Origin of the sequence: Aggregatibacter kilianii (assembly GCF_003130255.1) — a bacterium.
Classification (GTDB): Bacteria; Pseudomonadota; Gammaproteobacteria; order Enterobacterales; family Pasteurellaceae; genus Aggregatibacter; species Aggregatibacter kilianii.
Genome location: NZ_NRCN01000001.1, coordinates 340,697 through 365,280 on the forward strand (window position 1 = coordinate 340,697; position 24,584 = coordinate 365,280).

Genomic DNA, 24,584 nt, shown 5'->3' on the forward strand with positions numbered 1-24,584 from the left:
TTGTGTACCGGAAAGCTGAAATGACTTACACTCCGACAAGAGCAGTGACCGTAGTTTCAGCTTTGTACAACTGCCACATAATTTCATTTTTGTTGGTAGCGCTCATCTATCAGACGCAGGGGTTAACCATACCCCATCAACTTCAACAAATCCCGTGTATAGGTGATAGCTTCGTTGCGGTTTGCGACGCCGATTTTTTGGTATAAGTTGCGAATGTGGGTTTTGATTGTAGTGGTTGCCACTTGGAGCTCATCAGAGATTTGTTCATTACTGTAACCGGAATAAATCAAGCCCAGCACCTGCCATTCCCGTTGCGTCAGCGGGCTGATTTTTAGCAGCTCCGGTACTTGTGGGTTGGATAGTAATTTGGCGACGAATTGTTCATCAAAATGGGCAAATTTATGGCGGTAATATTGGTTGATATTGCGCAAAATAAATTGAGCTTTGTGTAACGCCAATTCATCTAATACATTTAGCTGTAATAACTGGCGGATTTGTTGTGCCATGTTTTCCCCTTCAATGACAAAAGCACTGATGAAATTGGTTTGTCTTGCCAGTTTCAGGGCGTCGATGAGATCTCTTTGCGCTAAGTCTTTTTGATTTTGCAGGAAATACCAACGATTACGTAAAATGAGCGCGCGGTTTAAATCACCGGTTAAATGAAATTCTTCCGCCGTGGCGATGAGTTTATCCAGAATTTGTTTGGCCTCCTCAAATTGTCCCAATAAAATTTGTGCGCGAACAATATTGCGCCATTGGACTTGGGTAAAATGATTGCGATCCGTTGTGGGTTGTTGGCTTTGAATCAGCCAAGCTCGTGCCGACTCTACGTCATTGGTCATTTGCCATAAAAATAACTTGGCTTGATCAGCGTTAGCTTGCCAGTCGTAATGATGACTGCGGACGGTTTCCAATTGCTCCGCCTCGCGCAGTAAACGCCTAGCATTGTCCAAATCGCCCCGCACTAAAGAAATTTTACTTAACAATGCAACGCACTGTAAGCGATCCTCTGCTTGGGTTAAAACTTCCATGCCGGCATTTGCCATGGCTTCGGCTTTGTCCAGGTTATACCATTCCCATAAAATCTGTCCTTTTAGGCGAAGGAGAAATTCATACATCGGCACTTTTTGCAGGTGATTTTCCTTCACGAATAAATTCGCTTTATCCAGCATATCATACGCCGCTTGCAAGAAGCCCTGTGCCATCAAGATTTCCGATTGTTGTAACAACGACCAAAGGATGTTGTGATAAGTGTGGTGTTGACGTGCCATGCGTTCCGCACGTTGCAACATAGCTAAGGCCTGTTCGAGGTTGCCGTGACAATGATAAGCCTCACCGATAATAGAAGTGGCCACAATACGGGCGTAAGAATAATTTTCCGGTAAATCTGTTAAGGCTTTTAACGCAAGAGAAAGTGCGGTGTTTTCATCGCCTGCATTAATCGCCACCTGCGCCCGCAACACATCGAATTCCGCTTGGTTTTCTTTGCTCAGTTGAATGTTGTTTTCTGCCAATGCCCGTTTGAACTGACTATAAATTCCCCCGACTTCCGTATGACGATGTTGACTTTGCACCAACCAGGCTTTTAATAGAACCAAATCCGGTTTTTGGATTAAATTCGGGTAATCAATTCGATTTAGGCTTTCTTCCAATAATTTCAATTCGCCTTGGTGGAATAATCGCCATGCGTGTTCTTGCAAAATCGTTAATAGCGTTGCCATATCCGTTAATTTCATGGCGTGATATAGCGCTTCTGTTAGATACCCCAGTTTGAGCCATGCTTCAGCGGCACGACGATGCAACTCTTCCAGTTGTTCGCTTAATTCAATTTCACAGCAATGAGAAAGGAAAGAGGCAAACAACGGATGAAAACGCCACCAATTATCCTCCGAATCCATTTGTTGAATGAACAACCCTTGCTTTTCCAACTCTTCCAATTTACGTCGGCTATTAGCAAACCCTGTCACCTGTTTTACTAAGTTTTCATTCATGGAACGTAAAATGGAACATTGCAACACGAATGTGCGGGTTTCTTGATCCACATGATTTAGCACTTCATCATTCAGATATTCGTTGATATGAAAATTATTTAATTTCGCCAGTCGTTTTTCCATGCCTAATAACGGCGAAACACCGCTTGAACCGAGTTTTGCCTGCTTGGCGGATAAACTAATCAGTTGAAGTGCGGTTGGCCATCCTTCCACTTCGTCACACAAAGCAATAATTTCATTCTCCTGCAATTCATCACCAAAACGAGAACGGAAAAATGCTAATGACTCCTGATGGTTAAAAGGCAGTTGTTGTACATCAATTTCCAACAATTGTTCCTGCACCCGTAAGCCGGCAATGCCTAATGGTGGAATAGCACGGGAGATTAAAATCAACGTCATGTTTGTCGGTTGATGACGAATCCAATAACGTAGTGCTTCGTGAATTTCTTCGTTATCAATTAAGTGATAATCGTCAATCACCATATAAAAACGCGCCTTGCAGGCAGAGGCTTTCATTAATAGCTGATTAAATGAAGACAATAGATTCGGCTGATTAAACGCCTCTTCACCCGCTAAAGATGGCTTGATACCAATAGCCTGATACAACGCTGCACCGAAATAAGCGGCAAAACGCTCGGTTTTATTGTCACCTTCATCCAATGAATACCAACCGACATTTTGTTGTTCGGTAGCCCATTGTGACACTAACATGGTTTTGCCATAACCGGCGGGCGCATTAACGAGAACTAACGGATAAAGATAAGCTTTATCAAGTAGTTGTGTGAGTCGTTCACGATGAATGCTATTTTGTAAACGATAAGAACAGATTAATTTTGATGGGATTAACATAACGATTTTCTACTGTCTTGTCTAAACGCGAAGTCCGGGGGATGACCTATCCTCCCCATCATGTCCGATTCCTTCCTTGTTGTCATACCGCAAAGATTATAACAAGGAGGATTTCCTTTTGCTTTGATTAAACATAATAAACCGCAGAAATTTACATTCCCCCAATTAGGAGCCGCGTTATGCCGCAACAAAGCATAAATGACAAAGCATTTGACAACATCGCACAAAAATATTGCCGTTATTTTGACGTACAATCCCCTAAACAATTCACACTAGAACAGTGGTATCGCGTCATCGCCGAAGGTACGCTTGAGCTGGCTTATGGCAAACCTGCCGCGAAAAAAAGCGGTCGCCATGTCAATTATCTTTCCATGGAATTCTTAATCGGCCGACTCACAGGCAATAATCTGATGAATTTAGGCTATTACGACGCTATCAAAGCTTATTTGGCAAATTATGATGTGGAGTTGGTAGACGTGTTGGAACAAGAGCGTGATCCGGCGTTAGGTAACGGCGGTTTAGGGCGCTTGGCTGCCTGTTTCTTAGATTCCATGGCAACCCTTGGACAAAACGCTACGGGGTATGGCTTACACTATCAATACGGCTTATTTAAACAATCCTTTGAAGACGGCATGCAAAAAGAATGTGCCGATCTGTGGTCACGCAACAGCTATTCATGGCATCGTTACAACCCATCCAAAACGCAAAATATCGGCTTTGGCGGTAAAATTAAGCCAATTAAAGGCGATAAATACGCATGGGAGCCGAAGCTGACCATCCAAGGCAAAGCCTTTGACTTGCCAATTGTCGGTTATAAAAATGAGGTTATCCAACCGCTTCGCTTATGGCAGGCAGACAGCGAGCAATCTTTCGATTTAGCGTTATTTAACGATGGAAAATTCCTCAACGCCGACAAAACGATTGTCAATGCCACCGCACTTACCCAAGTGTTATACCCGAACGACAACCACAAAGCCGGACAAAAATTGCGCTTAATGCAGCAATATTTCCATTGCGCCTGCTCTGTTGCAGACATTTTGGCGCGTCATTTTGCCGAAGGTCACGCCTTGAAAGACTTTGCAAAATATCAAGTCATTCAGTTAAACGACACCCACCCAACGCTGGCTATTCCGGAATTAATGCGCGTATTGTTAGATGAACATGATTTGAGCTGGGAGGAAGCCTGGGAAATTTGCTCCCATACGTTCGCTTATACCAATCACACCTTATTGCCAGAAGCCTTAGAACAATGGGATCAACGTCTATTTAAACAATTATTACCACGCCATTTCCAAATCGTGGAAAAAATTAACAGCATCTTCCATGAAAAAGTGCGGTCAGAATTCGGCGCGGATCCGAAAGTGTGGGAAAAACTGGCGATTTTGTTCGACTATCGCGTGCGCATGGCGAATCTATGCGTAGTGACTTGTTTCAAAGTCAACGGTGTCGCGCAAATCCACTCGGATTTAGTGGTCAGCGATTTATTCCCAGAATACCATAAATTATTCCCAACCAAATTCTGCAACGTAACCAACGGTATTACACCACGCCGTTGGATCCAACAAGCTAACCGGAAATTAAGCGCGTTGTTGGATAAAACCCTGAAAAAAGACTGGACGAAAGATTTGGAATTGCTCAAAGGCGTGGAAAAATTTGTGGATGATGCTGCGTTCCGTGAAGAATATCGCGCCATCAAACACCATAACAAGGTCGTGTTAGCCGATGAAATTCAACGCACCTTGGGCTTCACCGTCAATACCGATGCGATTTTCGACATTCAAATTAAACGTTTCCACGAATATAAACGTCAACATTTGAACCTGTTGAACATTATCGCCACGTACCAATCGTTGAAAGCCAATCCGAATCAGGATTACACGCCGCGCGTATTTGTTTTTGCAGGCAAAGCGGCACCGGGTTATTATTTGGCGAAAAACATCATTCACGCTATCAACAACGTGGCGGATGTGATCAATAACGACAAAGCCATGAAAGATCGCCTGCAAGTGGCATTCCTGCCGGATTATCGCGTCAGCTTGGCAGAAAAAATCATTCCGGCGGTAGATGTGTCTGAGCAAATTTCCATGGCGGGTAAAGAAGCCTCCGGTACCGGTAACATGAAGTTAGCCTTAAACGGTGCTTTGACACTAGGTACGTTGGACGGCGCTAACGTAGAAATTGCCGAGATGGTGGGCGAAGAAAACGTGTTTATTTTCGGCCATACCGTAGAAAGCGTGCGTAAATTATTGGCAAAAGGCTACAAACCGCGTGATTACTACAAACGTGATCCTGTGTTGAAAAATGCCATGGATTTCTTAACCAAAGGCAAAGTTTGCCACGGCGACAAACACATGTTCAAACTGATGCTGGACAGCTTGTTGAAGCACGACCCGTTCCTCGTGTTGGCAGATTTCGATAGCTATGTGAAAGCACAACAAAAAGTCGGCGAAGCCTATTTGAATCAGGACGCTTGGTTACGCAGTGCAATTTTAAATACCGCACGCCTTGGCACGTTCAGTTCAGACCGCTCAATTCGTGACTATCAACAACGAATTTGGCTGAAAAAGTAACCGCACTTTTTAGTGCATTGATGATAATTGATGGCGCGCGTCTTCTGACGCGTGCCTTCAGCTAAATAATAAGCGGTACGTATCGGAAGATGCGCACCACCGACCAGCCGAAAAATAAGAAAATCCTTTAGGAATCCTTATGTCTATCAAAGAAAAATCCTTCGACCAAGCAGGCATCATGCCTTATTTTTTTGATGAGCGCGGTTCAAAAATACGTGCGCCGTTACACATTAAGCAAGCCTTATTGGCAACCTTTGACGGTCACCTCCGCAGCCGCACTAACCCATTGCCGCCGGTGAAAATTCTCTATCAAAATCAACCGCACTGTTTGCCGTTAACGACCTCCGATAAAAAACATCCATGGTTAGGGAAATGGCAACTGCGTTTGGAAAATTCCAAAGAGATTCTTGAAGGCAGAGTAAAGAAAAATCATATTGAACTGCCACGGGATTTACCGCTCGGCTATCATGATTTAACGCTTTTCGGTCATAAAAAAACCGTGGAATGTCGCATTATTGTGGCACCACAACGTTGTTATCAGCCACAAGAATTAAAACAAGGCAAAAAGTTGTGGGGTTCCTTTATTCAGCTTTACACCTTGAAATCGGCGCAAAACTGGGGCGTGGGTGATTTCGGTGATCTCAAACAATTTCTACAGGAATTAGCGCCTTATCAAGCGGATTTTTTAGGTCTAAATCCAATTCATGCGCTCTTCCCGGCAAACCCTGACGGTGCCAGTCCATACAGTCCCTCTTCGCGTAAATGGCTGAATGTGATTTACATTGATGTGAATCAACTGCCCGAATTCCAACAAAGCAACAGTGCACAAAAATGGTTTGCTTCCGCGGAAGTGCAACAACAATTAAGTGATTTACGTGCTGCCGAATGGGTGAATTATGGAAAAGTGCTTCCGTTAAAACTGAAAGGATTGCATTTTGCGTTTGACGAATTTAAGCAAAATTCGACCGCACTTTCACAACAAGCCTTTGCCGATTTCGTACGCGATGGCGGTGAAAGTTTACAGGTGCAAGCCACCTTCGATGCGTTACACGCCCATTTAAGTAGCCGCTATGCGGAACAATGGGGTTGGGATTTTTGGGCACCACAATTCCGTGACTACCATTCCGAAACAGTCGCCCAATTCCGCCATCAATATGGCGAAGAAATCGAATTCTACGCATGGTTACAATTTTGTGCCGACCGACAACTTGCCGAATGCGATGCCTTATGCAAAGCACAGCAAATGACAATTGGTATGTATCGTGATTTAGCGGTTGGCGTCACCGGTAGCGGTTCGGAAACTTGGAATGATAAAGAACTGTATTGTCTGCGCGCTTCTGTGGGTGCGCCGCCGGATATTCTCGGTCCGCAAGGTCAAAATTGGGGCTTAACCCCGATGAATCCTCATATACTGAAACAGCGCGCATACCAACCGTTCATTGATTTGATTCGCGCCAACATGAAACACTGCGGCGCATTGCGTATCGATCATATTATGTCGTTGTTACGTCTCTGGTGGATTCCAAAAGGCGATTGTCCGGCAAACGGCGCTTATGTGCGTTATCCGGTGGACGATTTAATTGCGATTTTGGCTTTGGAAAGTCAACGTCACCGCTGTTTGATTATTGGTGAAGATTTAGGCACAGTACCTAAAGAAATCGTCAGCAAACTCAAAAATGCAGGCATTTTGTCTTATAAAATTTTCTACTTTGAATTCGATCAACAAGGACAAAGTCGCAATCTACAAGCGTATCCATATCAGGCGATGACTACGTTAAGCACCCATGATTTGCCAACCATTAACGGTTATTGGCGTGGTTATGATTTTGAATTGGGACAAAAATACGGCGTGTATCCAAATCCGAAAATCTTGCAAATATTGCGACATAGCAGAATGGATGCCAAAGAAAAAATCTTGGCGCGCCTTAGCGAAAATGGCATTACAGTGGATAAAGGCATTGATGAAACTTTGTCTTCTGCCGTTACGAAAAAATTTACCCATCAATTGCAAACTTATGTCGCCGATGTCAGCAGCGCCCTCTTTGGTTTCCAACCGGAAGACTGGCTGGATATGGCCGAACCGGTCAACATTCCGGGCACCAGTATGGAATACGCTAACTGGCGCCGCCGCTTAACGCAAAATATCGATGCCATTTTTGCCGATAAAGACATTCAAACGTTGTTGAAAGAAGTGAAAGCGAAACGTAAAGGGTAAATGGCGCCGACAAAAAGTGCGGTCAAAAATTCGGGTAAATTTAAAGGTCACTTTCATGGAAAAAGCAGCGCTGTATCATCGCGCAGAATCGGAATATGCCTATCTTTACACGGCGAATGAAATTCACATTCGATTCCGCAGCAAAAAAGACGATGTGGATCAAGTGTGGTTACATTACGGTGACAGCACGATCTTTGAAGATTCGGGGAAATACCAGTATCGCGCGTTAATGCGTAAAGTCGCCGCCGATGATCTGCATGATTATTGGCTGGCAAACGTACGGGTGGATTACCGTCGGCTGCTGTATTTATTTGAAGTGACCGGTAAAGACGGCGAAAATGTGCTGTTTGGCGATTTAGGTGTGGTGGAAAATCTGCCACAGCAATATAGTGTGTTGCTTAACGGCTTTCGCATTCCTTATTTACATGACAGCGATCGGGTAAAAGTGCCGGCTTGGGTGAAAGAAACCTGTTGGTACCAGATTTTTCCGGAACGCTTTGCTAATGGTAATCCGAATATTTCACCCGTTGGCAGTTTGCCTTGGAACCCAAACACAGCGCCGACAAATGAAGATTTTTTCGGAGGCGATTTATACGGCATGTTGGATAAATTGGATTACTTAGCAGAATTAGGGATTACCGGGCTTTACTTCTGTCCGATTTTTGAAGCGCCGAGTAATCATAAATATGACACCATCGATTACGTTGAAATCGACCGCCATTTCGGTGACAAAGCCATTTTCCGCAAACTCGTGCAGGAAGCTCATCGCCGCGGTATGAAAGTGATGTTGGACGCGGTGTTTAATCATATCGGAAACCATTCTCCGCAATGGCAGGATGTGATCAAAAACGGAGGACATTCCGTTTGTCGTGATTGGTTCCACATTCATCATTTTCCTGTTAATACCGAAACCGAATGGACGCCCGACATTCATCTTCGACTGAATTACGATACCTTTGCATTCCGTCCGAAAATGCCGAAACTCAACACGGCAAATCCGCAGGTAAAACAATATCTGTTGGACATCGCCACTTACTGGATCAAAGAATTTGACATTGACGCTTGGCGTTTGGACGTAGCAAACGAAATCGATCACCAATTTTGGAAAGAGTTCCACAAAACGGTGACAGCGATTAAACCGGATATTTATATTCTGGGGGAAATCTGGCACAGCGCGCGTCCTTGGCTGAACGGCGACGAATTTCACGGCGTAATGAATTATCCACTGGCAAACAGCATTAAAGACTATTTTTTAAGCAAGACCATTTCGGCGCAAACCTTGCAACATCGCCTTAATAGCCAAGCGATGTTTTATCGCCAGCAAACCAACGAAGTAATGTTCAATATGCTGGATTCCCATGACACCGAACGCATTCTCACCGTGGCAAAAGGCAATAAAAATGCTGTGAAATCAGCGTTGGCTTTTATGTATTTACACTGTGGCACACCTTGCATTTATTACGGCACGGAAGTAGGCATGGCTGGTGGTGGCGATCCCGATTGTCGGCGAGTGATGCCTTGGGATGAACGGCAACAAGATCAAAATATGCGTAAATTTATGAAGGAACTTATTGCTTTCAGGAAGGCGTATCAAGAACACATTATTTACGGTGAACGGCAGATTCGGGTTCTGGATAATCAGCTTTTACAAGTGAACCTAAAACAACATGGTTCTAAGCTTGTTGCAAGCTATAACAGCACCGGTACACCGATGACGTTAGAGAAAACGGGCAAGGTTGTTTTTGGTAATATGTTGTCTGTTGCCGATAAAGATATAATCCTCGCACCTGATGAATTTGTCGTTCAATTGATATCGTAAGGATTCATAATGAAAAAGTGCGATGGGTTTTGAAAAACATTTTAAAAACCTACCGCACTTTTGACTATTTATTTCCCTGCCAACGTTCGAATAAATCTTGTTCCAAAGAAATATCTAACTGATCCAACAAACGATTTACCCCTTGATTAATGATGTCATCCACCGTTTGCGGACGGTGATAAAACGCCGGCATGAGCGGCACGATGCGGGCGCCGATTTCGGCGGCCCGGGTCATTAATCGCAAATGTCCTAAATGCAACGGCGTTTCCCGTACACATAAGATCAGGGGTTTGTATTCTTTCAAGCACACATCAGCTGCACGGGTGATGAGATCATCGGCATAACAGTTGGCAATGCCCGATAAGGTTTTGATGGAGCAAGGCAAAACAACCATTCCGCTAATGCGAAAAGAACCAGAAGAAACCGCCGCGCCGATGTCACGTACATCATAATCATGATCGGCAAGTTCTCGCACTTGCGACAAGCTGTAATTAGTTTCTGCGCTGATGGTTTGTTTTGCCGCTTGGCTGATAATTAGGTGGGTTTCCACCAACGGATGAGCTTTCAGTAGCTCTAATAAACGAATGGCATAAACGGCACCTGATGCACCTGTTATGCCAATCACTAATTGTTTTTTATCTTTCATTGTACATTTCAAGATTGGAAGAATCTTTCTCACGTTTTTTCTTGGCAGTATCGTTGCGCTGCACGGCGATTTGTTCTAAATAATCCTCACTGATGTCGCCGGTGACATAACAACCGGTAAAGACGGAGCAATCAAATTCTTTAATGGACGGATTTTCTTGTTGCACGGCGCCTGTTAAATCAGCAAGATCCTGGAAGATTAATTTGTCCACACCGATAAGTTTCGCCACTTCGTTCGTATCACGACCGAAAGCGATTAATTCGCTACTGGTCGGCATATCGATACCGTACACGTTCGGGTAGCGAATTTCCGGCGCGGCAGAAGCAAAATACACTTTTTTTGCCCCGGCAGTACGTGCCATATCCACAATTTGTTCAGACGTGGTTCCACGCACGATAGAATCGTCCACCAACAAGACATTTTTGCCTTTGAATTCAGAGGCAATCGTATTTAATTTACGACGCACGGAACTGACACGTTGTGCTTGCCCCGGCATAATGAAAGTGCGTCCTACATAGCGGTTTTTCACAAACCCTTGACGATAAGGTTTATTCAATACGTTAGCAATACGAAGCGCAATATCATTAGAAGTTTCCGGTACCGGAATGACCACATCAATATCCATGTCTTTCCATTCACGGGCAATTTTTTCGCCCAAACGCTGTCCCATGTGAACGCGCGCGGCATACACGGAAACGCCGTCAATGCAGGAATCCGGACGGGCAAAATAGACATATTCAAAAATACAAGGGGTCAATACCGGATTTTCGGCGCATTGCTGAGCATATAATTGACCATCGAATGTAATATAAATCGCTTCACCCGGTTCCACATCACGCATGAATTCAAATCCCACCACGTCCAACGCCACACTTTCCGAAGCAAACATATACTCGGTTTTGCCCTGTTCTTCACGTTTGCCCAACACTAACGGACGAATACCATGAGGATCGCGAAATGCCACCATGCCATGATCGATAATCATCGCGATACAAGCATAAGCCCCGCGAATATCTTGATGGGTTAATTTGACGGCGTTGAAAATATCCTGCGGTTCTAAAACGTATTTTTGTGGTTGGTCGAAGTGGTAGGCAAGGATGTTAAGTAAAAGCTCGGAATCGGAATTGGTATTAACGTGGCGACGGGCAAGATTAAACAGCTTTTCTTTCAATTCGGTGGAATTGGTCAAGTTGCCGTTATGCACCAACGTTAATCCATAAGGCGAATTCACATAAAAGGGTTGCGCTTCAGATACGCTGGAACTGCCTGCGGTAGGGTAACGCACGTGACCGATTCCGGTATTCCCCGCCAAACGTAACATATGCTCATGTTGAAACACATCACTCACTAAACCATTTGCCTTACGCAAACGAAAGCGGTTTTCATCGTCAATTGTCACTATCCCTGCCGCATCTTGACCTCGATGTTGCAATACGGTTAAGGCATCATAAATTGATTGATTCACAGGGCTTTGGCTAACAATGCCGACAATACCACACATTCGCGTTGTTCCTCTCTATTGGCTTGGTGTTGGATTAACAGGTGGTGTTGAAACCGATGTGGCAACTTGCTCCGGATTCAGCACCGAATTAAAGGTTGAATTTAAGAAACTGGAATTGGCTTGTAACTGTTGGAAGAACCAATCCACCACAAAACGAAAGTGCGGTATTAATTTTGACTCTTTCCACCAATCGGTTTGGTTCGAACCGGTAAACGTATCCAAGAAAAATAAGATTGCGGCGACAATTAATACCCCGCGCAAGAAACCAAAACAGGCACCAAGCACGCGGTCAGTACCGCTCAATCCGGTACGATCCACTAATTGCCCGATCACATAATTCACAATCGCACCAACAATTAACGATAAAACGAATAGAATAGCGATAGCTGTGCCGTTACGGATATATAAGGATTCGATGGAGGTTAGAAGACCGGCAAGATACATATAAAAATTACTTGCGATCAAAAATGCCACAATCCAACTGGCAAGTGACATCACTTCGCGAACAAATCCGCGTAATAAACTGACAATAATGGAAAAAACAATAATGCCGACAATAATATAATCAATCATTAAATCATCTCTGTGCGTTGAAAAAGTCATTTTCATTTGCAATGGGCGCTATTCTAGCAAAAAACGAAAACGTTTGCGTAATAATTTATATGCTAAAAAATGCCCTCAGCAAATGCCAAAAAGGAGCGCTACTATATCACTCTTACTTATTTGAATATAGAAAAATGTGAGATGATTCATGAACTTTATAGCTCTTGCCAAAAATTCGGATCCAATTTTTTCTGCGCAATATTCAATAATGCGGCTAAATCTTGATAAGTCGGGTCTTGCGGGAAATTTGGTAAGGATTCATTTTTCTCTTTGAGCAATTCAAAAACATGCCAAAAAGCGACCGCACTTTGTGACGGCAATTTGCGCTGAGCCCGTTTGCCCAACCAATATAGCCCCTGTAATGGTAAACATAAGGCAAACAACGCCGTCAATACGGCAACTGCCAAAGCCATATAATCACTTCTTGCATAAAATTGTTGCCATACAATGGAAAATACGGCCAAAAATGGCATAAATCTTTGGGCGAAGATCGTCGTTTTAATCACCCGATTTTCCGGGAAAATTGCCCCCAGTTTTATTTCTAACGGCCAGTTTTTTAAATAATGCTGCCCGATTTTTAATGTTTTCAAAAAGCTCATCACTACTCTACTTTTAAATTGTTAAAACTGCGCTAACCATAACATAAACCAGTTTTTTTTACATTTCATACGTAAACTCTGTACATAATTTAAACTAAATTTAATCCACAAAATTTATACCTTATAAAATTTCTTTAAATCTTCAAAAAATTTTGATGAATATCGCATTTTTTAAACTTGAGAATTTATTTTGTCGATCGAAAGGTGTATCCTATGCCAGTTTAATTTTACTATTCGCTCGTTGTCTTGAGCGAATTTTGTTCAACTCAAATTAAGATAGGTCGCTTATGTCTGAAAAATTAGTCCTAATCCTCAATTGTGGGAGTTCTTCTCTAAAATTCTCGATTCTTAATCCTGTCACCCATGAAGAAAAATTATCCGGTTTAGCCGAAGCATTCTATTTACCTGAAGCCCGTATTAAATGGAAATTGCACGGCGAAAAAGGACAGGCGGATTTAGGTGCCGGCGCGGCTCACTCTGAAGCGTTGAACTTTATCGTAAGTAACATTTTCTCTCTTGATCCTGAATTACAAAAAGGTGTTGTAGCCATCGGTCACCGTATCGTACACGGTGGTGAAAAATTCACTTCTTCCGTTGTCATTACCGATGACGTCGTAAAAGGCATTGAAGATGCTATTCAATTCGCACCATTACACAACCCGGCCCACTTAATCGGGATCAAAGAAGCTTTCAAATTATTCCCGCACTTAAAAGATAAAAACGTTGCGGTATTTGATACGGCATTCCACCAAACCATGCCTGAAGAAGCCTTCTTATACGCCTTACCATATTCTTTATACCGCGAACACGGCGTTCGCCGCTATGGCGCACACGGTACCAGCCACTATTATGTAAGCCGTGAGGCTGCAAAACGTTTAGGCGTAGCAGAAGACAAAGTCAATGTTATCACTTGCCATTTAGGCAACGGCGGTTCCGTATCCGCGATTCGTCATGGCGAATGTATCGATACCTCTATGGGCTTAACACCGTTAGAAGGTTTGGTCATGGGTACCCGTTGTGGTGATATTGATCCTGCAATCGTTTTCTACATGCACGACACTTTAGGAATGTCTGTAGAAGAAATTAATACCACATTAACCAAAAAATCCGGTTTACTCGGTTTGACCGAAGTCACCAGTGATTGCCGTTATTCAGAGGATAACTACGATAAAGAAATTCCGGCGAAACGTGCCTTAGACGTGTTCTGCTATCGTTTAGCAAAATACATCGGTTCTTACATGGCCGTTATCGGTGAACGTTTAGATGCCATCGTATTTACCGGCGGTATTGGTGAAAACTCTGCGCGCGTTCGCGAAATCACCTTAGATCACTTAAAACTGTTCGGTTACAAATTGGATCAAGAGAAAAACCTTGCGGCCCGTTTTGGTAACGAAGGCGTAATTACTGCCGACAACACACCAATCGCCCTGGTTATTCCAACCAACGAAGAATTAGTGATTGCACAAGATACTGCTCGTCTTTGCATCTAAACCGCAATCTATAAACTGCCGATTTATTCGGCAGTTTCTTTTTAACCATCTATTCCAATCGAGGGTAAGTTATGTCCCGTACTATTATTTTAATTCCGATTAGCGCCGGCGTAGGTTTAACCAGCGTAAGTCTTGGTTTAATCAACGCACTTGAACAAAAAGGCGCAAAAGTCGGTTTCATGAAACCTATTTCCCAGCCGAATACCGGTGAAGACGTTATCGATCGCACCACGTCTATTGTACGTAGTAGCACGGCCTTAGAAACAGCCGAGCCGTTTATGTTAAGCGTGGCAGAATCCCTGATCGGTCAGAATCAATCTGATGTGTTGCTCGAAAAGATTGTTGAAAATCACCAACGTCTTTCCAAAAACAATGAAATCGTGATTGTGGAAGGTTTAATTCCAACCCGCAAACATTCTTTCGCCAACAGCATTAACTACGAAATTGCCCAAGCGCTTGATGCGGAAATCGTATTAGTAGCGGCACCATCCACCGAAACACCGACACAATTAAAAGAACGTGTTGAAGCAGCTGCCTCACTATTTGGCGGCAAAGGCAATAAAAACCTACTGGGTGTTATCGTCAATAAATTTAACGCCCCAATTGATGAATCCGGCAGAACCCGTCCTGATTTAAGCGAAATATTCGATTCCTTCCAACACAGCCATAACAGCGAATCCGAATTGGTTAAATTATTCGCTCAAAGCCAAATTAAATTATTAGCTTGTATTCCATGGTCTGCTGATCTTATCGCTACCCGTGCCATTGATTTAATCAAACATTTAGGCGCATCCATTCTCAATGAAGGCGATGTCAACCGTCGAATTCGTGGTATTACTTTCTGCGCAAGAAGCCTACCAAACATGGTTGAACACTTCCGTGCAGGTAGCTTATTAGTGGTTTCTGCCGACCGTCCTGATGTGATCGTGGCAGCGGCCCTTGCAGTATCCAACGGTATCGAAATCGGCGGTTTATTATTAACCGGCGGCTATAAATTAGATCCGCAAATTAAAAAGCTTTGCCAACACGTCTTTGAAAGCAAAAAATTACCGGTCTTCCGCATTGAAGGCAACACATGGCAAACCGCATTAAATCTACAAAGTTTCAATCTTGAAGTACCGGTTGACGACAAAGAACGCATTGAAAATATCAAACGCTACACCGGTGAAAAATTAGATCCTTCTTTCGTTAACGGTTTGGTGGAAGCCTCCGGTCGCTTACGTCGTTTATCACCACCGGCGTTCCGTTTCCAATTAACCGAACTTGCCCGTGCAGCTAACAAACGCATTGTGTTACCTGAAGGTGACGAACCGCGTACTATTAAAGCTGCTATTCTTTGTGCCGAGCGTGGCATTGCAGAATGCGTGCTGTTGGCAAAACCGGATGATGTTAAACGCGTTGCCGAATCCCAAGGCGTACAATTAGTCAAAGGCATTACCGTGATTGACCCGGCCAGCGTGCGTGAAAACTATGTTGCCCGCTTGGTAGAATTGCGTAAGTCAAAAGGTATGACCGAAACCATGGCACGCGAGCAATTGGAAGATAACGTTGTACTCGGCACCATGATGTTGGAAGCCAACGAAGTGGATGGTTTGGTTTCCGGCGCGGTTCACACCACGGCCAACACCATTCGCCCACCAATGCAAATTATCAAAACCGCACCGGGTTGTTCCATTATTTCTTCCATTTTCTTTATGTTGTTACCGGATCAAGTGCTTGTTTACGGTGACTGTGCTGTGAACCCGGATCCAACAGCAGAACAATTAGCGGAAATCGCCATTCAATCTGCCGAATCCGCGAAATCCTTCGGTATCGATCCAAAAGTAGCGATGATTTCTTACTCCACCGGTACGTCAGGTAGCGGTGCTGACGTAGAAAAAGTGAAAGAAGCGACCCGCATTGCGAAAGAAAAACGTCCTGATTTACTCATCGATGGTCCGTTACAATACGATGCGGCGGTAATGGAAGATGTGGCACGTTCTAAAGCGCCGAATTCTCCGGTTGCCGGTCAAGCCACCGTATTCATCTTCCCTGATTTGAATACCGGTAACACCACCTACAAAGCGGTTCAACGTTCTGCCGACCTTGTGTCTATCGGCCCGATGTTACAAGGTATGCGTAAACCGGTGAACGACTTGTCCCGTGGTGCATTAGTAGATGACATTGTGTACACCATTGCTTTAACTGCAATTCAAGCAACACAATAAATAAACGTCATAAAAACATTTGAAAAAATGACCGCACTTTAAATGCGAAAATAAAGGCTTTCAATAATGAAAGCCTTTCTTATATTTACTTCGACTATGAAAAAATTATTCTTTACCTCTATTTTGACTTGCATTATTAGCTTTGCACATGCCGTCACGCCTGAACAGGCTGGGCTTTGCTACCAATCGGCATACCCGAACAGCGTGCAATATCAAACGGGTGAATTAATCGTTAATCGACAAAAGCTACCGTTAAAAGCCTTTGGTGGCGATTTTAACGCCAAATTGACTCACGGCGAATTGCTCGACCAACTTGCCCAACCTTATCCGCTAGATTTCCCAATTCCCGAACAAAATGCCGATCCCGGTAGAATTCGTAACGATGCCTTCTTTGCTGCCATGTATGGCGAAACAGAAACCGCCGTTCGCCAACATTTGGTTTCCGTACGTTGGGCGCCAAGCGGGAAAAATCTGCAATTTAATCAAGTAAACGGTGCCGCGCAAGCCTTACAGGCTGTTGGTGAAGAGATCGTGCAACATCCTTCATTAGCCGCTTATCTCACGAAACCTGCCGGTACCTTTAATTACCGAGTCATCAGCGGCACCAAACGTCGTAGTGCACACGCCTTCGGTATCGCTATTGATTTCACTTTGCCGAACGGGCTTGGCACCTATTGGCAATGGAGCAGTTGCAAAGCCAACGCCCCTTGCGCTTATCCGCAAAAACTCATTCAAGATCCGAAGCTCAAACAAATCGTCGGTATTTTTGAAAAGCATGGGTTTATCTGGGGTGGCAAATGGTATCACTACGATTCCGTCCATTTTGAATATCGTCCGGAGTTACTTCACCCACATTGCCGAAAATAAAACGTTTTAAAAAGTCACCGCACTTTGCTTTCATAAATGTTCTAAGACGGCTCACAAATGACACCATGGATACGGTGAAAAAGGCCGGAAAATTTTTAAGATGAACATCATGAACATAAACGCCGGTGCGTTTATTTAAGATGCATTGAATGCACCTTTTTTATCGGCTTATTTGAATAAAAGTGCGGTCACTTTTCTAGGTGAATTTCGCCTTTCTCTTTCACAATACTCATCCGGTGATGAGCAAACTGTTTTGTCAATTCGGAAACAGATTCTCCTTTGGGCAAAACAAGATCCGGCGCAATTTCAACGAGTGGAATCACCACGAATTCACGATGATGCATATCATAATGAGGAACGGTAAGACGCTCTGATTGAAGAATCTGATCGCTATAAAGCAATATATCCAAATCCAAGGTACGTTCGCCCCAACGACGCAGTCGAACTCGACCTTGTTCATGTTCAATGCGTTGTAATTCATCTAATAAGACAAGAGGCGCAAGATCCGTTTCCAAACAGGCAACGGCATTGACATAATCCGGTTGGTCTTGCGGACCAAGAGGCTGACTTTGATAGAACGAGCTCACGGCAATAACACGGGTATTCGGTAGGGCGTTCATGGCACGTAGCGCAGCCACTAATTGCGCCTGAGGATCAGACAAATTGCTACCTAAAGCAATATAAACCTTATTCATGAATTGCCTTCTTGCTTGAACCGCTACGTTTGCGACGATGATATTTGCGTTTTGGTTGATTTGGCAATGCATTCATCAGATTTTGCCGCTGAGCATCATTGCTGAACTGATATTCATGCCACCAAGTAGCCAAATCCACCGTTTCACCGCCTTCAATTTCCGCACGCATTGCTAACAAATCAAAACCGGCACGAAACTTTGTCTGTTCCATGGCGCGTTGCACGGATTTTTGTGTGCGTTTTAAGAACTGTAATTGCAATGACCAAATATCACGAATCACCGTTGTGTGGCGACGCGGCACGGCTAAACTGTTGCATAATAACTCAAGCACATCATTTGATGCTAACGCGTAGGCATCATGATTATTCAATCCGCCCTCATTTTTCAGCACTTCCACCCGCTCACGCAAGGGATACCAAAAAAATGCCGCAAACAAAAACGCCGGATTAAGCGGCAGTTTATCGACTACGCGCTCATCGGTAGACGTTAATGAACGCAGAATCATTTTTTCCGTCATGCTGTCTTCATGCGCGGTAAAATATTTACTTAACAGAGGAAAAAGCAATTCAAACAAACCATACTGACGCAATAACCGATAAGTTTTCACACCATGACCGGTTTGTAATAATTTTAAACTTTCTTCAAATAAACGTGCCGGTGGAATATTTTTCAATAAATGTGCCAAATCTTTAATTGGGATTTCGCTTGGTTTATCCAAAAACATGTCCAATTTTGCCATAAACCGAATAGAGCGAAGCATTCTCACGGGATCTTCCTGATAACGGGTGACAGGATCGCCGATTAAACGCAATTTACCGTTTTTTAAATCCTCAATACCATTAAAGAAATCTTTTAAAATGTTATCTTGCGGGTTGTAGTACAAGGCATTGACGCTGAAATCACGACGTTCCGCATCCTGTTCCAATGTGCCGTACACATTGTCGCGCAACAGCATTCCTTCTTCACTTTGTTTGGCATGTTTTTCATTGTGGCTCTCGGCATGGTTGGCGCGGAAGGTGGCCACCTCAATAATTTCACGCCCAAACATAATATGCGCCAAGCGGAAACGGCGCCCCACCAAACGACATTGGCGTTGGAAAATAGCCTGAATTTGTTCCGGACGGGCATTTGTTGCCACATCAAAATCTTTTGGTTTCTTACCGAGCAACAAGTCTCGCAAACAGCCACCGACCACATAGGCTTCATAGCCTTGACGTTGTAGTTTTTCCACCACGGTTAACGCATTACGATTAATTATGCGTGGGGTAATACCATGAATTGAGGCTTTAATGCTGTATTTAAAATCTTTTTTATGAAGGTTTTTTTTGTTGTGGGAAGAACTGTGAGCCTTATTTTTAACAGGTTCAGTTTCAATAATAGATTGTTTTTTAGGTAAGACTTTCAATTCATTTTGAGCGACAGCTTTATTCTTTATTTTTTTGCTCAAAAGATTTTTAATATAAGTAAAAATAAGACATCTCCGTTAATTACAAAAAATAAATCAAAAAGTGCGGTCACAAAATATTATATTTTTGACCGCACTTTTATCCATTCTGTCGTGATTTAACCGACCATTTGTTTTTCACGAATCTCCGCTAAGGTTTTGCAATCAATACAAAGATCGGCGGTTGGGCGCGCTTCTAAACGCTTAATTCCGATTTCAACCCCACAAGATTCACAATAACCGAAATCATCAGTGTCCAATTTTTTCAACGTGCTTTCGATTTTTTTCATTAATTTACGTTCACGATCACGCGTGCGTAATTCCAAGCTAAACTCTTCTTCTTGTGTTGCTCTGTCGGATGGATCCGGGAAATTAGACGCTTCGTCTTGCATATGAGCAACGGTTCGAGAAGCTTCATCTCTAATTTGATCATACCAGGCTTGAAGAATTTTCTTGAAATGTAGCACTTGGTGCTCATTCATATACTCTTCGCCTTTTTTTTCTTTGTACGGTTCAACACCGGCTAAAGCTAATAAACTCAAAGACGCTTTACTCATTTGTATCTCCTAATAAAAAATTCATCCATTTAATACTTCTAAAACCCCACAATAAGTGTTGCTTCTTTAGTTATAAAGGTAACACCAATTAAAACGGACCTAAATTTTGAAAGGCGTAATAAATAACAGAACTTCCGAAAATGATCAAATGAATTTACACATTATTTCACTGTTTTCTCCGAAATTTTTTCAAATTTGCGATTCAGCCCGCATTATTTATTGCCATATTTTTTCTAACGTGTTTATTTCTTTCATATTACCGCTCTTTCGGATGATAAAAGCGCGGTTAAAAATGTGAATATTTCGTTAGATAAATTTGCCGGCACACTGATTTTCAGTGGGCTAACACTATTATTTTTGCCCGATAAATGGCTTTTATCGTGGCAGGTGGCATTGTATGTTTTCCTCCCGTTGCTGTTTATGGCATTGCTTTGTTACGGCTTAAGATTAACCAAGCCATTGACGCTACTCACCTATTTATTGCTGTTACTTGCCCAACTTGTTTATGTGCATTTCCCTGCTCTGTCACTGCTCAAACAAGCGGACAACATTGCCAATTTGCCGAAAATCCTTCACGCCGAATTCACCGTACAAGAAGTGTTGAACCAACAAGATTTTCAAACTGTAGTCATTGTCGCCAAACTCGCCGAAGACTTACCGGAACAACGTATTTACGCCCAGTGGAAAGCGCCGCAAATCGTGAAAATCGGCGAACGTTATGAGGGCGATTTACGTCTGCGCCCAATATCGTCCCGTTTAAACTTTAACGGCTTCGACCGCCAACAATGGTATTTCGGCAAACACATTAGCGCATGGGCAAGCGTGCAAAGTGCGGTCAAAATAGAAAACGTTTTTTCGTGGCGACAAACAGCTCTCAATAACGCCCTAAAACAAACGGAAAATCTATCCCAACAAGGCTTGCTATTAGCCCTTGGTTTTGGCGAACGCGCATGGTTAGACAACGAAACTTGGCAAATTTATCAAAAAACTAATACGGCACATTTAATCGCCATTTCAGGCTTGCATATCGGCCTTGCCATGTTACTAGGATATGGCTTGGCACGCCTACTGCAATTTTTTCTGCCAACCCGTTATCTCACGCCGACATTGCCGATACTATGCGGTTTGCTATTTGCCTTGCTTTATAGTCAGTTGGCGGGCATGGCAATTCCCACCCTGCGCGCCATGATTGCCCTCGTTATACTCTATGTAATTCAAGGCCTAAGGCTATACTGGACGCCATGGCGTTTATTGTGGCGGGTATTGGCATTATTGATTTTGATCGATCCGCTTATGTTGCTTTCCACCAGTTTCTGGCTGTCCGTCAGCGCCGTCATAAGTTTGATGATTTGGTATCAATTTTTTCCGCTATCGCTATTACAATGGCGCCAATCATCCCTTACCCATTCACCATGGCACAAAGTGCGGTGGATTTTTTCGCTGTTTCATCTGCAATTGGGGCTGTTATGGTTGTTTACCCCAATTCAACTTTTCTTTTTTAACGGACTCTCTTTAAATGGCTTTATAGCCAATTTAATCGCCGTGCCCATATACAGCTTTTTGTTGGTCCCCTTAGTGTTGTTTGCCGTATTCACCCAAGGCGCCTTGTATTCATGGCAGGCCGCCGATAATTTATCGGAAAAAATCATCGCACTTTTGGCTTATGGGCAAGACGGATGGCTCACGGTTTCACTCCAACAAAGTTTATGGCTAACGCTTTTGCTCACGATTGCGTTTTTAAGCGCATTACATTTTGTTTATAAAGCCCCGAAACCTATCGCATCCCCCATCGAATTAGCCAAACAATCCCGTAATAAAGGATTTCACTTAAACCCCGCGCGTAAACTTGATTTAGGGTTACCAATCAAGGCGTATGCCATTGGCGGCGGATTAGTGGTATTTTGCATTACTTCATTGATTTATCTGTCAATTTCACGCCCTCATTGGCAATTAGAAACCTTAGATGTAGGGCAAGGGCTCGCCACATTAATCGTTAAAAATGGCAAAGGCGTGCTCTATGACACCGGCCCAAGTTGGAACGGCGGCAGCATGGCAAGATTAGAAATTTTGCCTTATTTACAGCGGGAAGGTATTGAACTTGATTGGTTGATCATAAGCCATGATGACAACGATCACGCCGGCGGAGCAAAAGATATTTTAGCGGTATACCCGACAGTGAAATTCATTAGCCCGTCAAACAAAATCTATGGAGAAAAAAACGATCGCAAAATCGACCGCACTTTGTGCCAAACCGGTGAAAAATGGCATTGGCAAGGATTAAGTTTCTCTGTGCTATCTCCCGATACTATCGTTCCGAGGGCGGAAAATAAGGATTCTTGCACACTATTACTAAGTGATGGACAACATCAAATTTTACTCACAGGCGATGCGGATCTTGGGGTGGAATATAAGATCTTGCCAAAACTTGGAAAAATTGATGTATTGCAAGTGGGACACCATGGCAGTAAAACCTCCACCGGTGAAGCATTGGTGCGACAAACGGAACCTAAGATCGCGCTGATTTCCAGCGGACGTTGGAATCCTTGGCATTTTCCCCACAAAGACGTGGTTGCCCGTTTAAGACGACAAAATACACAAATTTATAACACGGCGGAACACGGACAAATCCGCTTATTATTTCAAGATAACGAAATAAAAATCCAAACTGCGCGGGCAGAATTTTCACCGTGGTATCGCAGATTAATTGGCTTACAGACGAAATAAAGGTACAATGCGCCATTATTTTTGACCTGAAGACAGAAATTATTATGCAAGATCAAGATCTTTCCACAATGCAAACCTTTAAACGTTTATGGCCCACTATTAGCCCCTACAAAACAGGTTTGATTGTTTCCGGTATTGCGTTGGTTTTAAACGCATTAACCGATTCCGGCTTAATTTTCTTACTCAAACCTTTATTAGATGACGGTTTCGGCAAAGCGGACGCCTCCTTTTTAAAACAAATGTCGGTTTTTGTGGTATTGCTCATTATCTTTCGTGGTATTTCAAGTTTTATTTCCAATTATTGTTTGGCGTGGGTTTCCGGCAAAGTGGTCATGACCATGCGCCGTCGCTTGTTTAAGCATTTAATGTTTATGCCGGTGAGTTTTTTCGACAGTAATTCCTCCGGCAAATTACTCTCCCGTATTACCTATGATTCCGAGATGATCGCCAATGCCTCCTCCAGTTCTTTAATCACGATTGTGCGTGAAGGAGCTTATTTAATTTCATTACTTGGGATCATGCTTTACACCAGTTGGCAACTTTCTTTGGTGCTATTCATTATCGGGCCGATTATCGGCATATTAATCAGCTTGGTTTCGAAAAAATTTCGCACCCTGAGTCGCAATATGCAAAATTCCATGGGCGAACTTACGTCAACAGCAGAGCAAATGTTAAAAGGGCATAAAGTGGTGCTGTCTTTTGGTGGTCAATTAATAGAAGAAGAACGTTTCAATCATGTTAGTAACGATATGCGCCGCAAGGGCATGAAAATGACGGCAGCTGATGCAATCGCCGATCCTGTAGTGCAAATCATCGCCTCTTTCGCCTTGGCTGCAGTGCTTTATTTAGCGACATTTCCTTCCATCATGAGTCAACACCTCAGCGCAGGGACTTTCACCGTTGTTTTCTCTTCCATGCTTGCGTTAATGCGTCCGTTAAAATCCTTAACTAATGTGAATTCTCAATTCCAACGTGGTATGGCGGCCTGTCAAACGCTGTTTGGCATTTTAGATATGGAAACGGAAAAAGACACCGGCACTTACAAAGCAGAAAAAGTGAAGGGTGAAATTGAATTTAAAAACGTCACTTTTCGTTATGAAGGCAAAGAAGAATCTGCCTTGGATGACATTTCCTTCCACATTCCTCATGGCAAAACAGTTGCCTTGGTGGGACGTTCCGGCTCGGGGAAATCCACTATCGCCAATTTAATAACCCGTTTCTATGACGTAACACAAGGTGAAATCCTGTTAGACGGCGTCAATATCCAAGATTATCGTTTGTCCGATTTACGCGAAAATTGCGCAGTGGTATCCCAACAAGTACACTTGTTTAACGACACTATTGCCAACAACATTGCTTATGCGGCAAAAGACAAATACAGTCGTGAAGAAATTATTAACGCGGCAAAAGCAGCACACGCGATGGAATTTATCGACCAATTGGAAAATGGTTTGGATACCGTTATCGGCGAAAACGGGGCCAGTTTATCTGGTGGCCAACGCCAGCGTTTAGCCATCGCCCGTGCTTTATTGCGTAATTCACCGGTATTAATTTTAGACGAAGCTACATCCGCTTTAGATACGGAATCGGAACGTGCCATTCAAGCGGCATTGGAAGAAATCCAAAAAGATCGTACCGTTTTAGTGATCGCTCATCGTTTATCTACCATTGAAAAAGCCGATGAAATCTTGGTGATTGAGCACGGCAAAATCAAAGAACGCGGCAACCATAAAGAATTATTGGCACAAGGCGGTGCTTATAAACAATTGCACAATATGCAATTCAGTCAATAACGTTATTAAGGAGA

The 24,584-nt window shown here is 43.3% G+C and carries 16 protein-coding genes; 8 read left to right on the forward strand and 8 right to left on the reverse strand.

Features of this window, described 5'->3' with window-relative positions:
* Positions 1 to 122 precede the first annotated feature (122 nt).
* A complete protein-coding gene (gene malT, locus DK428_RS01435) occupies positions 123 to 2,840 on the reverse strand; it encodes an HTH-type transcriptional regulator MalT (RefSeq protein ID WP_109063728.1) in 2,718 nt (905 codons plus the stop codon).
* Positions 2,841 to 3,019: 179 nt separating this feature from the next.
* Between malT and malP the strand changes: the two genes are divergently transcribed.
* The 3 genes from malP to DK428_RS01450 all read left to right on the forward strand — a co-directional run bounded on the left by malP (position 3,020) and on the right by DK428_RS01450 (position 9,444).
* A complete protein-coding gene (gene malP, locus DK428_RS01440; protein WP_109063729.1) occupies positions 3,020 to 5,410 on the forward strand; it encodes a maltodextrin phosphorylase in 2,391 nt (796 codons plus the stop codon).
* Positions 5,411 to 5,549: 139 nt separating this feature from the next.
* Positions 5,550 to 7,625 carry a 4-alpha-glucanotransferase gene (gene malQ, locus DK428_RS01445; protein ID WP_109063730.1) on the forward strand — a complete coding sequence of 692 codons (2,076 nt, stop codon included), beginning with the start codon at positions 5,550 to 5,552 and terminating at the stop codon, positions 7,623 to 7,625.
* 55 nt (positions 7,626 to 7,680) lie between these two features.
* Positions 7,681 to 9,444, forward strand: coding sequence for a glycoside hydrolase family 13 protein (locus DK428_RS01450; protein ID WP_109063731.1), 1,764 nt, complete (start codon positions 7,681 to 7,683; stop codon positions 9,442 to 9,444).
* Between the two features lie 64 nt (positions 9,445 to 9,508).
* On the opposite strand, the gene DK428_RS01455 is transcribed toward DK428_RS01450, so the two are convergent.
* From DK428_RS01455 to yfbV, 4 genes are all read right to left on the reverse strand, one after another.
* On the reverse strand, positions 9,509 to 10,090 hold the full coding sequence (locus tag DK428_RS01455; RefSeq protein WP_109059947.1) for a UbiX family flavin prenyltransferase: 582 nt from the start codon (positions 10,088 to 10,090) through the stop codon (positions 9,509 to 9,511).
* Entirely contained in the window at positions 10,080 to 11,591 is a 1,512-nt protein-coding gene (purF, locus tag DK428_RS01460; protein ID WP_109063732.1) for an amidophosphoribosyltransferase, read from the reverse strand. Before purF ends, DK428_RS01455 begins: the two co-directional genes overlap by 11 nt.
* 15 nt (positions 11,592 to 11,606) lie before the next feature.
* Positions 11,607 to 12,164, reverse strand: coding sequence for a CvpA family protein (locus DK428_RS01465; RefSeq protein ID WP_109063733.1), 558 nt, complete (start codon positions 12,162 to 12,164; stop codon positions 11,607 to 11,609).
* 185 nt (positions 12,165 to 12,349) lie between these two features.
* Positions 12,350 to 12,793: a terminus macrodomain insulation protein YfbV gene (gene yfbV, locus DK428_RS01470; protein ID WP_109063734.1), complete on the reverse strand. Its 444-nt coding sequence runs from the start codon at positions 12,791 to 12,793 to the stop codon at positions 12,350 to 12,352.
* 287 nt (positions 12,794 to 13,080) lie between these two features.
* On the opposite strand from yfbV, the gene DK428_RS01475 reads away from it, so the two are divergent.
* The 3 genes from DK428_RS01475 to DK428_RS01485 all read left to right on the forward strand — a co-directional run bounded on the left by DK428_RS01475 (position 13,081) and on the right by DK428_RS01485 (position 17,357).
* Entirely contained in the window at positions 13,081 to 14,283 is a 1,203-nt protein-coding gene (locus DK428_RS01475; RefSeq protein WP_109090092.1) for an acetate kinase, read from the forward strand.
* A gap of 71 nt (positions 14,284 to 14,354) precedes the next feature.
* Positions 14,355 to 16,490 carry a phosphate acetyltransferase gene (gene pta / locus DK428_RS01480; RefSeq protein WP_109063736.1) on the forward strand — a complete coding sequence of 712 codons (2,136 nt, stop codon included), beginning with the start codon at positions 14,355 to 14,357 and terminating at the stop codon, positions 16,488 to 16,490.
* Positions 16,491 to 16,556: 66 nt separating this feature from the next.
* Positions 16,557 to 17,357 (forward strand): M15 family metallopeptidase, encoded by an 801-nt coding sequence (locus DK428_RS01485; protein ID WP_109063737.1) that lies wholly within the window; start codon positions 16,557 to 16,559, stop codon positions 17,355 to 17,357.
* Positions 17,358 to 17,545: 188 nt separating this feature from the next.
* Here DK428_RS01485 and folK read toward each other — a convergent pair whose 3' ends face one another.
* From folK to dksA, 3 genes are all read right to left on the reverse strand, one after another.
* The gene (gene folK / locus DK428_RS01490; RefSeq protein WP_109063738.1) at positions 17,546 to 18,052 is read right to left on the reverse strand and encodes a 2-amino-4-hydroxy-6-hydroxymethyldihydropteridine diphosphokinase; all 507 of its coding nucleotides are present in this window, start codon (positions 18,050 to 18,052) and stop codon (positions 17,546 to 17,548) included.
* Positions 18,045 to 19,499, reverse strand: coding sequence for a polynucleotide adenylyltransferase PcnB (pcnB, locus tag DK428_RS01495; RefSeq protein WP_204352433.1), 1,455 nt, complete (start codon positions 19,497 to 19,499; stop codon positions 18,045 to 18,047). Before pcnB ends, folK begins: the two co-directional genes overlap by 8 nt.
* Before the next feature lie 116 nt (positions 19,500 to 19,615).
* Positions 19,616 to 20,053, reverse strand: coding sequence for an RNA polymerase-binding protein DksA (dksA, locus tag DK428_RS01500; protein ID WP_109063739.1), 438 nt, complete (start codon positions 20,051 to 20,053; stop codon positions 19,616 to 19,618).
* Between the two features lie 294 nt (positions 20,054 to 20,347).
* Here dksA and DK428_RS01505 point away from each other — a divergent pair, with 294 nt between their 5' ends.
* Positions 20,348 to 22,777 (forward strand): DNA internalization-related competence protein ComEC/Rec2, encoded by a 2,430-nt coding sequence (locus DK428_RS01505; protein ID WP_109063740.1) that lies wholly within the window; start codon positions 20,348 to 20,350, stop codon positions 22,775 to 22,777.
* Between the two features lie 44 nt (positions 22,778 to 22,821).
* A complete protein-coding gene (msbA, locus tag DK428_RS01510) occupies positions 22,822 to 24,570 on the forward strand; it encodes a lipid A ABC transporter ATP-binding protein/permease MsbA (protein ID WP_109063741.1) in 1,749 nt (582 codons plus the stop codon).
* Positions 24,571 to 24,584 lie beyond the last annotated feature (14 nt).